The 12,313-nt window shown below is 26.8% G+C and carries 10 protein-coding genes; all 10 read right to left on the bottom strand.

Annotated elements, in window-relative coordinates:
* Positions 1 to 6: 6 nt before the first annotated feature.
* On the bottom strand, positions 7 to 1,470 hold the full coding sequence (locus tag BN6774_RS04485; RefSeq protein ID WP_066890439.1) for an arylsulfatase: 1,464 nt from the start codon (positions 1,468 to 1,470) through the stop codon (positions 7 to 9).
* A 994-nt stretch (positions 1,471 to 2,464) separates the two neighbouring features.
* Positions 2,465 to 4,660, bottom strand: a complete 2,196-nt coding sequence (locus BN6774_RS04480; protein ID WP_066890437.1) for a BglG family transcription antiterminator — start codon at positions 4,658 to 4,660, stop codon at positions 2,465 to 2,467.
* 147 nt (positions 4,661 to 4,807) lie between these two features.
* The gene (locus tag BN6774_RS04475; RefSeq protein WP_066890435.1) at positions 4,808 to 6,187 is read right to left on the bottom strand and encodes a PTS ascorbate transporter subunit IIC; all 1,380 of its coding nucleotides are present in this window, start codon (positions 6,185 to 6,187) and stop codon (positions 4,808 to 4,810) included.
* 42 nt (positions 6,188 to 6,229) lie between these two features.
* Positions 6,230 to 6,511, bottom strand: coding sequence for a PTS sugar transporter subunit IIB (locus BN6774_RS04470; protein WP_066890433.1), 282 nt, complete (start codon positions 6,509 to 6,511; stop codon positions 6,230 to 6,232).
* Between the two features lie 11 nt (positions 6,512 to 6,522).
* The gene (locus tag BN6774_RS04465) at positions 6,523 to 6,987 is read right to left on the bottom strand and encodes a PTS sugar transporter subunit IIA (RefSeq protein WP_066890431.1); all 465 of its coding nucleotides are present in this window, start codon (positions 6,985 to 6,987) and stop codon (positions 6,523 to 6,525) included.
* Between the two features lie 27 nt (positions 6,988 to 7,014).
* Complete coding sequence (locus BN6774_RS04460) at positions 7,015 to 7,731, bottom strand: transaldolase (RefSeq protein WP_066896425.1); 717 nt, start codon at positions 7,729 to 7,731, stop codon at positions 7,015 to 7,017.
* Between the two features lie 220 nt (positions 7,732 to 7,951).
* The gene (locus BN6774_RS04455) at positions 7,952 to 8,692 is read right to left on the bottom strand and encodes an SIS domain-containing protein (RefSeq protein ID WP_066890429.1); all 741 of its coding nucleotides are present in this window, start codon (positions 8,690 to 8,692) and stop codon (positions 7,952 to 7,954) included.
* Positions 8,693 to 8,764: 72 nt separating this feature from the next.
* Positions 8,765 to 10,021: a PTS ascorbate transporter subunit IIC gene (locus tag BN6774_RS04450; protein ID WP_066890427.1), complete on the bottom strand. Its 1,257-nt coding sequence runs from the start codon at positions 10,019 to 10,021 to the stop codon at positions 8,765 to 8,767.
* Positions 10,022 to 10,033: 12 nt separating this feature from the next.
* The gene (locus BN6774_RS04445; RefSeq protein ID WP_066890425.1) at positions 10,034 to 10,309 is read right to left on the bottom strand and encodes a PTS sugar transporter subunit IIB; all 276 of its coding nucleotides are present in this window, start codon (positions 10,307 to 10,309) and stop codon (positions 10,034 to 10,036) included.
* A 29-nt stretch (positions 10,310 to 10,338) separates the two neighbouring features.
* Positions 10,339 to 12,258 (bottom strand): BglG family transcription antiterminator, encoded by a 1,920-nt coding sequence (locus tag BN6774_RS04440; RefSeq protein ID WP_066890423.1) that lies wholly within the window; start codon positions 12,256 to 12,258, stop codon positions 10,339 to 10,341.
* Positions 12,259 to 12,313: the final 55 nt, after the last annotated feature.

Raw genomic sequence — 12,313 nt, 5'->3', positions numbered from 1 at the left:
CTCTCCTTAATAATTATTATTTTTTAAAATAGATAATGTTGGATCAATATAGTCTTTTTTTATTAAATTTCCATATTGTACAAAACCCTCTTCTCTATTTTTTAATTCTTCAATTAAAATTTTTCTTAATTCATTAATAATATTTTTATAATCATAATTATTACTTAAATCATTCATTTCATTAGGATCATCTTTTAAATTAAAAAGCTGTTCTTCATTTTTAATAGGAAACCATATATACTTCCACTCTTTTGTAAGAATAAATTGACTAGAATATTCTCCAAAACTATGTTCTCCATGAATATAATCTCTCATTGAATATTTTTCATCGTATATACAATCTTTAAAGCTTTTACCATCAATATCTGGTACACTCTTTCCTACTGATATGTCTATTAAAGTTGGAAATACATCCCTCATTTCTATGAGCTCTTTAATCCTTTTCACTTTACCGTCTAGAATATTACCTGGATCATATAAAAATAGAGGAATATGAATACTTCCTTGGTAAGGGTATGCTTTTCTCAAAAGATTATGCTCACATAATTGATCTCCATGATCTGATAAAAAGATAATAATAGTATTTTTATCAAGCCTATGCTCTTTTAAAGCTATTAAAAATCTACCAATCTGATGATCTATATGAGTTATTAATCCATAATATCCTGCAACAAATCTTTTAAAATCCATTGGACTTAATTTTCCTCGTGTTGCTATAGTAGAAAGTGGGTTATCTTCTCCAATATTTTTCGCCCATTCAGCAACTTTATTATTAGGCAATTCATTTAACATACTCATATACATATTAAAATAATATGAAGGAGGATCTATTGGAGAATGAGGTCGTGTAAACGACATCTTTAAAAAGAATGGAACCTCTTTATCCCTTCGCTTTAAAAATTCAATACTTTTAGTTACAACCCAGTTTGTTGGATGTAGTTCCTCTTCATATTGCCAAGGCCTTGCTACCCATGAATTACAATCTAATCCATTATCAAATAAATCTACATCATGCCCTTTTTTTTCTCTAAACCACTTTAAATAATCATCTACATTTTCAAATTGTGTAGAGAATTCTTTATCATATTTTCTAGCAAAGTGTAAATATCCATCATGCAGCTCTACATGTTCGAATCCAAGTCTATTTCTTTCTGGATATACATGCATCTTTCCAATACATTCTGTTTGATATCCTAAGCTTGTAAATTCTTTAGCTAGCGTATTTTTGTATTTCCAAGGTACACCATCTTCATATCCTACACGACCATGATTTTTTTGAGATAGTCCTGTTAATAAAGATGCCCTTGAAGCAATGCATGTTGGAACTGCGGTGTAAGCATTATCAAAATTGTATCCTGTATTAGCCATCATATCTAAATTAGGCGTAGAAATAACCTCATTACCGTTAGCCCCCATACAATCATATCTCATTTGATCAACCATCATTAAAATAACATTAGGTTTGTCCAAATATATCACATCCTTTCTTATAAATACTTTTTATAACATTTACAATTAGTGACTTATAGTTAGATATTAACTTAACTCTAGTTAAAATTTTTAATCGTTTTCTTAAATTGCTTATCTTGACTTAAATAATTATTTTATAATCTAAAAGAAATGATACTTATAAATAATATCCTACTTCATATATATCTTATTTTTTATAAAAAATTATTTATAAAGCATAATTACCCCTTAAATATGTATTATTAATAATAATTAATTATCAATTCTGTTTAAAGTATAATTTACGAAAAATAATTTGTCAATACATCTATTACCTTTTTTACATATATTTATTTATAATTTATAATAAATTCAATTAATATATAATATCTACAAATAATTTTATTTTTCAATTTATTACTTATTATATCTTCTTATACTTAAATTTAATTTGTATGATACTTTGCAAGAAATATAACTATTATTATGTAGTTATTTAATTAATTTGTATTAATCGTTTTCTTTTAATATAAATTATCATTATACGTAAATTTATTAAAAATAAAAGATTTTTTCTCATTTAAAAATTTTTAGTAATTTAGCGTTATCTTATTTTTTATAAAAAATTATTTATAAAGTATAATTTCAGTTAAAAAATATATAATTGATACTAATTTATTATTAATTACGTATAAAGTATATTTTACCAAAAATAATTTGTCAAGACATCTATTTCCTATTTTAGATATTTTTTATTTATAATTTATAATAAATTTAACTTTCATAAGTGTTTTACAAAAAGAAAAAATAATATTTAGATTATATATTAAAATCCAATTTTACCTATTAATAAGTATTCTTAAATAAAAAAAGACCTAATTACATAACTAAAATAATTACGTAATTAGATCTTACTTACTAAAAATAATTATAAAATTAACTTACTTTCAAATAAATAATTCATTTAAAATATCCAAACTCCATTTACTTATATTATTTAATTCATCTCTATTAATTAATCACAATTAATCTTATATAACTCATTTACTCTTCTTAATAAATTTTTTTTACTTATATTTTCATTTTTTAATAATTCTATAAACTTCTCATCTTCTATTAATTTCATTATTTGCGTTATAATTTTAATATGATTTTCATTATCTATACTTGCTATGGTTATAAAAATTCTTATATTATTATGACTTCCTATTGTTATTGGAGTTTTAAAAGTATTGATTGTTATTCCAAAATTCTTCACATATTTATCAGGCCTTGCATGAGGTATTGCAATTCCATCATCAACAACTATATAAGCACCTAAACTTTTAACATTATCTATCATTGCTTGTATATATTCTTCTGTAATAACTTTGTTTTTTAATAGTGGTTCTGCACTTATTTTTATAGCTTCTTCCCAACTACTCACCTCTAAGTTTAACTGAATATTTTCTTCTGAAATATAACTCAATATATTTTTATCAATATTATCATATAAATTTATTTTTCCTACTTCACTGAAGTAATAACTTAAGTCCTTAATCAAATTTTCTCTATTAATTATATTTGAGTTTTTCTCTATAATATTAATTATTTCATTTATATTTATTATTTCATTTTGATTACTTTCAATAATATAATTTTTTTTATCTTCTATTTTAGTAAATATTTCATCTTCTTTATTATTTTTGCTTACATTTAGTTTTCTTAATGCTAAATACTTACTCAAAACTTCAATATCTTTACTATTTAAAATTGGTGAAACTTTTATAATAGGTGCGTTAAAACTTTCATTTATATCAACTGAAGATACTATATAGTCAATTTTATTTTTATCATAAAAAAAACTCCTTATATTATGTATAGAAGTAACCCCTATTACTTTTACATCAAATCTTCCCTTTATCTTAGCTTCTAACAATCTTCCAGTAGCAAATCCTGCTGAGCAAGCTATTAAAATATTTTTAGTTCTTCCAATCTCATCCTTCTTACTTTTTTCTATAGTAGCTTCTATATACATAACTATATATCCTATCTCATCATCACTTAATATATAGTCAAATTTTTCATTTATAAAACCTACTGCTTCTTTTACTAATTTGAACTCATTTTTATAATTACTCATTATGGTTTCTAATATAGGATTTTTACTTATCACATTATGCTTAAGTCTAAAAATCAAACTCTTTAGATGGCTTATAAAACTTTCAAATAAATTGTTATCCATTCTAAACTCATTTCCAAAAGTTAATCTTAAATTATCCATTATCCTACCAGCTATGTAACAAGCATCGAAATAATCTTTTGATTCAAACAGCTCTCCTTCACTTTTACTACCAGATAATATTTTACTGGTAATCATATTAACTTCCTCACTACCTAAAGAAATTGAAAATTTATGTTTTATTTTATCTGCAATTTTTAATGCTGCCTCATACTCTTTTTTATAAGTTGAACTTAAGCTTTTATTTTCCTTAACAGTTGGCATTCTCCCCGCCCTATTAATAACTACAAAAACAGCAATAACTAAATTATTAAAACCTTCTTCAGAAAACACTCCAAAATCTTTTTCTATCTCTCTAACAAGTTCCTTTATATATTCCATATTTTCTTTATTAATATCTAAATTCTTAATACTAAGCAAAACATGATTATTTTCATTATTGTAAATCTTCTCTAGAGTTTCAATAATATTATAATTACTTTTATCTATAAGTAAGCTTATTATTGCTTTTCTTATATCACTTTCATTTCCTTGTATTTTAAACCCTTTATTTGAAACCTTTATAATTTCTATACTATATTTATTAAGCCATTCCTTAACCTTCTTTATATCATTAACTAAGGTAGTCTTACTTATAGATAGCTTTTCTTGAAATTCACTATATGTGTATTCTTTATTTGAGTTTAGTAATTCATATAATAATATGCCTACCCTTTCTTCTGTTGAAAATACATAACTTTTAATATTAATATTATTTATAAGTTTTTTTACCTTTTCTTTTTCCTCTTCTGTTATTACAAATTTCAATGAGGAATTAGGTTTTTTATCTATCTCTGTAATTTTACATTCTCTTAGGTAGCTATTAATTTCATCAATATCATATCTAATCATTCTCTTTGAAACACCAAATCTATTTGCTAAGTCCTCCACATTTACGCTATTATTAGAATTAATTAATAAATTTAATATTTCTATATACCTTATATTCATTCCTCTCTCCCCCTTAGTTATATCCCATATATATTAGTATTGTACTTATTTTTTATTATACATATTTAAATTGTTAATTGCGAAAATAAAGGCTAGATAAACCTATCTAGCCTAATTTAAAAATTCATGGACATTTTGAATTGATTATTACATTGATTCTCCATCATCATAATTGTTATTAATAACCTTTGACTTTGTATTTATAAAACTTGGAACTAATACAGCAATAATTAGTATCGCTAATAATATAATTACTCCCATAGATCCTAAGAATTCATAAAGCTTTCCTATAGCAATACCTATAATACCAAAATCAAAATCACCAAAGGTTGTATTTTGGAAACCTAAGTCTCCAAGTACAGGAAGTAATAATGCTGGAATAAAAGTTATTAATAGTCCATTTACAAAAGCTCCAATTGCAGCTCCTCTCTTCCCTCCTGTTGAATTGCCATATATTCCTGCTGTTGCTCCACAGAAGAAATGTGGTACAAGTCCCGGTATAATTAATACTCCACCTGCTACTCCAAGTAATAGCATTCCAATAACACCACCTATAAAACTAGCAACAAATCCTATAACAACTGCTGTTGGTGCATAGGTAAAAAATACTGCACAATCTACTGCTGGTACTGCATCTGGAATTACCTTTGTTGCAATACCTTGGAAAGCTGGAAGTAGATCTCCTAAAATCATTCTAACACCTGCATAAACTATAGTAACTCCTACTGCAAACTTCATTGCTGACATTAAAGCAAATAAAATCATATTTTGTCCACCTGATAAAGTAGCAACAAATTCAGAACCTGCTGCTACTGCTGCTATTAAATAGAATGCCATCATTGTTAATGCAGTTGAAATTGTTGTATCTCTTAGGAAGCTCCACTTTTCTGGAATTTCCATCTTCTCTGTACTATTTTCTGGATTACCTACCTTACCACCTATCCATGCTGATACATAATAAGCTAAACTACCAAAGTGTCCCATGGCAACTTCATCACCATCAGTAACCTTTAATGTATATTTTTGCCCAATAGCTGGTAATATTGCACTAACTAAGCCTAAGAAAGCACCTCCAATTCCAATCAAAGCAATTCCTTCAAAACCAGCTGTTTGTAAAACTGCTGATAATAAACATGCCATAAAGAAACTATGATGTCCTGTTAAGAATATATACTTGAACTTAGTAAATCTAGCAATAATAAGATTAGCTATAAGCCCTGCTACTAATATTGACATAGTTTCAACACCAAGAACCTTTTGGGCAACTGAAACTATTGCTTCATTATTCGGTATAACTCCACTAATATTAAAGCCTTTTTGAATCATTTCTCCTAAAGGATTTAAGTTAGAAACTATAAAATCTGCTCCTGCTCCAAGCATTAAGTATCCTAATATAGGCTTTAATGTACCAGACATCACCTTATGAGCTGGCTTTTTTAATGCTATTAACCCTATAAATGCCATTAATCCCATTAATAATGCTGGTTCTTTTAAAAAATCTCTAAAAAATTCTAAAATACCTTCCATAATACCAATCCCCTTTATAAATAATAATATTAAAATAAAATATTAATTTAAATCAGCACTTTTAGCTTTTATCCTATCTAGTATATCTTCCTTTATTTTCTTTTTATTTATATAACTTCTAACGATTAAAGTCTTATCTTTATTAAAGTTTGGAGCCAATTCCTTAACAGTTACAAAAAGATCACATTTCTTACCTACAGCTGCACTTACGTCACAAGATTCAACATCTACCCTTATCCCCTCCTCATCACATATTTCTTGTATCTTCATAGCTAGCATTAAGCTACTACCAATGCCATTACCACATACAGTTATAATTTTCATAAAAATCCTCCTTACTTATATTTATTTTTCTTATAAACATCTAATATCAAATCTAATAGATCACCTTTTGAGTTACAATTATCTATATTATTTAATAACTCATCGCTATCTAAAATAAAAGCTAGATCTTGAATTAACTCAATATGAGATTTATTTTCTTTTGCACAAATTGCAAATATAATCTTAACAGGATCAAATTCCTCACTCCCAAAACCTATACCATTCTCTAAAGTAACTATAGCTATTCCTATATCATTGACTCCACAATCTGGCCTACCATGAGGCATCGCTATTCCTGGTGCCATTACTATATAAGGCCCCATTTCTTTAACTGTTTCTATCATAGCTCTTATATATCTTTCCTCAATTTTTTTATTATTTAAAAGTAATTTTCCAGCTATAACTACAGCATCTTCCCATTTTTCTACTTTTACTTTTATATCAATTAATTCTTCAGTTAATAAATTTTCTATCATAGTCTTAACCTCTCTTTTATTACATATCTATTCTACAATTGAAAATCCTAAACTCTTTCCATCCTTAAAAAAGTCTTTTACTGTTTCTATAGAGTAATCAGTTAAGTTCTTTCCAAACAAATTAAATTTTTTTAATATACTATTTTGAACAGTAATTATATGACAGCCAATATTACTAGCCTCAATTATATTGTATAATTCCCTACAGCTTGCCCACAAAATTTCAACCTTAGGATAATCTTTAGCAAGTTCAATAGCTTCTTTCATTATTCCTACTGGATTAACTCCAGCATCAGCTATTCTTCCAGCAAATATGGATATTATAGCAGGAGTATCCTTATTTAAAACATTTAATACATCTTTCACTTGATCAACTGTAAAAACTGCTGTTATATTTAATTTTATATTTTCTTCAGATAATTCCTTGATTATATTTCCATTAGACTCCCCCTTAGTATTAACTACAGGAATTTTAATATAAACGTTTTCTCCCCAAGTATAAAGTTCTCTTGCTTCCTTTAAAATAGATTCTTCATCATCAGAAAAAACTTCAAATGAAATTGGCATATCTTTTATTTTATCTAATACTTTCTTTCCAAAATCTTTATAACTTTTTATTCCTGCAGCTTTCATTAATGAGGGATTTGTAGTAAATCCACTTACAATTCCTTTATTATATTCTTCTAACATTGATTTCAAGTCTGCTCCATCTGCATATATTTTTATATTTAATTTACTTCTCATTTTACTCTCCCCTTTGTTTTTAATTCCTAATACTATAGTACAATAATAATATTCATTTAAGAATATCATTTTATTTCCCTTTTATTAGGAAACAAAAAAATCTCCAGGATACTTTTAGATACTTGAATTTTTTTGTAATATATTAATTATTATAATGAAATAGGAGCTGTCTTAAAAACAGCTCCTAAATAACCTCTATATTTGTTTCATATGATAGAAATTAATATTTATAGTGAATCATATTCTTGTATTCTTCAAAAATCTTTTTATTAAGCTCATCTCCACCATCTATATTAGCACTATAGAATATTGGAGGCGTTTTCAATCCATTGTAAAGAAGTTCTTGTGTAGCTTGTGCAACTATTGAATTCATAATTGTTGCTGCTATTACTGTAGAAGTAGGACTAACCTTTTGATCTAATCCATCTATCTCTACACATGCATCACCCTTTTCCCCATGGTTATCAATAACTATATCACTAACTTGGTATAGATTCTTTCCTGATGAATGTCTTGAGGATACTTCCTTTGAATAATTTAAATTAGTTATACAAATTACAGTAGCTCCAATTTTTTTAGCTTCCATAGCAACTTCTATACTTACTGGATTTCTTCCTGAAACTGAATGCACAATTACAACATCTCCACTAGAAATATTGCTCTTTTTTGCTATTGTAGTTCCATATCCCTCTAATCTTTCAATTTCACTAGTTAAAGTTATTGGATAAGTATCTAACATTAAATTTTTAGCAAATATAGGATTTATCACTACAAGGCCACCAGCTCTATAGAATAATTCTTCGCTTAATATTCCTGCATGTGATGCTCCAAAAGAAAAGATAGATTTTTTATTAAGTATAGCATCTACAATTACTTTTGTTGCTTTAATCATATTTTCTTTTTCTTCAATCTCTACTATATCTATTAATTCTTTTATTTTATCAAAATATTTAAATGTCATATCCTTTAAAATTCCCTCCTAAGATTAAATAATCATGTAATTATATAATTAATCTTTTAGAAATTTGACTTTTTATATTCCCCCAAATATTGAAGCTATTAACTTACCTATAATTCCAAATAGAGATAAGTCATTACCACCAAATATTAATATCCAATTTTGAATTGTACCAGAGTAAATTACTGCTGATATTCCTACTAAAACTACCATTAAAATAGCAGCTGTTATTGTTCCTATAATAGCACCTCTAAGACCACCTTGTCCCTCTCCTATAACTGCTGCTGCACCACATTCAAAGAAAGAAGTTATAACTAGAGGTATTAGTAACACATTAAATATATTTAAATAATTACATACTAATACTAAAATTGTTGATGTTATCATTGCGGTAATAAATCCTATTAATACAGCATTAGGTTTATAGTTAAATAATATTGGGCAATCAAAAGCTGGAATTGCATTTGGAACAATCTTTTCAGAAATTCCTTTAAATGCTGGTACTATTTGATTAATTAACATTCTAACGCCTTGTAGCATTACTATTAAACCAGCCCCAAAAGTGAAGCCTTGAGTAATTGCATACATAACTAAGTTTTGATCTAAATCTGCAAAACCTTCTGGAATAACAAGTCCAACAACTAAGAACATAATAAAGATAACGATTCCACCTGTTATTGAAATTTCTCTAAAGAATGAAAGTCCTGCTGGAAGCTTTAAATCTTCTGATGATTTTTCTTTATTTCCTAATTTACTAGCCACAAATCCAGATAATAATGCTAAAATTCCACTTGGATGTCCTAATGTAAATGAGGTATCTCCAGTAACATCAGAAACATACTTTCTTAATAACCAAGGCATAATTGACCAATAAAGTGCAGATAAAATAGCACCGAAAAGTATAAGTGCCCATCCAGTTAATCCACCTTCAACCCCTGCAGCTATGAATATAAATGGGAACCACCATAACATATGTCCTGTTAAGAATATAGTCTTAATTGGAGTAAATCTAGCTATTAATATATGAATAGCTAATCCAATAAACATAGCTAAACCAATTGTTCCACCATAGCTTGCTGTAAATGTTGCATCATTCAATCCTTCTAAAGCTACTCCTGACGCAGTTAAACTTTGGAAAGCAGAATTTATTGGTGATATTGAACTTATTAGCATTGAAGTTCCTTGATCTAATATTACCATTCCAAAAGCTGCTAATAATGAACCTTTCACTATATCAGCAACCTTCTTCTTCTGTAATATTAATCCTATCGCAGCTATTAAGCCTAATAATAATGGTGGGTTACGTAATACGTTATTAATTAAAAAATCCATAAAACCATCCTCCTATTTATTATTTAAATACTTTTGTATAACTTCTTTAACTTCTGCTAAATCCATATATTTTTTTACTGGATAAACAGGTACACCTACTGTTCCTTGTAACTCTTGTTGAAGTTCTTGACTAGTGAATATAACATCACAATCAGTTCCTCTTGCATCATTTATATCTGTATTATTTACTTCTGCACTAATACCCATTTCTTTTAAAACCTTTTCTATTGACATTTTTAAAATCATTGATGATCCCACGCCAAATCCACAAACTGCTAAAATTTTCATATTAACCCTCCTGTTATTTATATATTTTTTTATTCTTTATCATTTATAATTTTTAATATCTTTTCTTTATTACCTTCTCTAAAAACACCTAAGTTTTCTTTATCAAATAAAATTTCTGATAATGATGCTAAAGCCTTAATATGACTATTATTATCAATGGTTGCAAGCACCATAAAAATATTTACTGGCTTTCCTAATAGATCCACCTCTTCTTCAACTGTTAGTAATGACATAGCTAATCTATTAACTCCATCCTTTGAATTAGCATGTGGCAATGCAAATCCATCTGCTAAAACTATATATGGGCCATGCTTTTTGATACTTTCTATCATTGCATCTACATATCTCTCATCTATAGAGTTATCTTCTAATAATGGCTGAGATGCAAGTCTAATTGCTTCTTTCCAATCCTTAACTCTCAATACTTTATTAACTCTCTTCTCATTAACTAATTCTTTTAGCATTGGTTGATACTCCTCCTTCTCATCCATCTGATAAATAATTTTTATTAAATCATTTTTAAGATTTTCATAATTAATTATGTTTGCATTTTTCTTTATAGCTTGCATTATTCTTTCTATATTGAACTGTAAATTACTTTGATTAAAACTAACAAGCTTGTCCATAAGTTGTTTAATATCTAACTTACTTAGCATTGGGTTTACAACTATAACGTTTTTCTTACCTGGTATGTCCATTGTAGAAACTATATAATCATACTCTATATTAGATTCATGTAGCTCCTTAATTGACATAACAGCTATAATATCAATTGTTGGTATATACTTGTATAGTTGGATTTCAAGATTTTTTGATATTAATAACCCATTGGGACATACAACTAATACTTTCTTTCTTCCTTTTATCTCATTTTTTGTCCCTCTCAAATATCCTCCAAAATAAGCAGCAATAAATCCTATTTCTTCTTCTCTTATACCTATAAAATCTGGAAAGTCTTTCTCATCTTCTAATATGGATTTAATTATTTTATATAATGATCCATGTTTTCTCTTAATTTCATCTAGAGATGGATTACTAATTGGGAAAGCAAATCTTATTCTATAGTAAGAAGATAATAAATGTCTTTTTAAATTTCTCTTAAATTCATTTTTATCTTCAATTGTTATTGCTGTATTTGCTTCAAACCTCTTAATTAGAATATCCACATAGTTTTTTATTTTCTCTTCTGAAATATTATTATTTAAGCTTGGTAAAGTACTTACGTAAGCACATAAATATGCAACTTCACTTTCCTCTGCTTCTTTGATTAATAGATTTTTAAGTAACTTATAGTAACCAAAACCCTTTACATTGCATTCAAATTTATAGGAATGAATAGAAAAATTATTTTTAATTCTTTTGTTAAGAAATGAAATAAATCTAGAAAGATTAGTTAAAGAATAATCTGTAAGATTTAAAGTGCACTCTTTATCAAAAGCTAATATATCTTCACTATACTCTCTTAGTAGTTCTCTATTTTCTTCCATAAGAAGTATATATTTTTCTCTAATTTTTAGTTCACTTCCTATTATTTTATATCCCTTCTTGTAAACTAATTTTAATCCATCTTTAAGAAGATTCTCCTTAATACAATCAATGGTTTGAACTATAGTATTTTTAGAAAGTCTCATCTCATTTACTAAAGATTCAATAGTGAATTTTTCTTCATTGAAAATCTTATATAAAATATAGTTCCTTCTATTTTCAATATTTATAAAGTTATCTCCTGCAATAAACATTTTTTTATACAATTTATCATAGTCTCCCACGAATGAAAAAACATGATTTATACTTTTTACTTCACCGCAGTCCTTTATATCATAATTGATATCCTCGATATTATAGTAAAGAGTTCTTTTTGATATATTAAATATTTCAATTAAATCTTGTAATTTTATGCTTCCTTTATCTAATATAATTTTTAGTATCTTTTCTGATCTTTCTCTCATATCCATCCCTCACTTTAATTATCTACTCTTACAGTATTATAAACAATACCAAATT

The sequence above is a fragment of the Clostridium nigeriense genome (genome assembly GCF_900086595.1).
Lineage (GTDB): Bacteria > Bacillota > Clostridia > Clostridiales > Clostridiaceae > Clostridium > Clostridium nigeriense.
The sequence above is the reverse complement of the archived record's forward strand: the minus strand, read 5'-3'. Positions and strand labels throughout refer to the sequence as shown.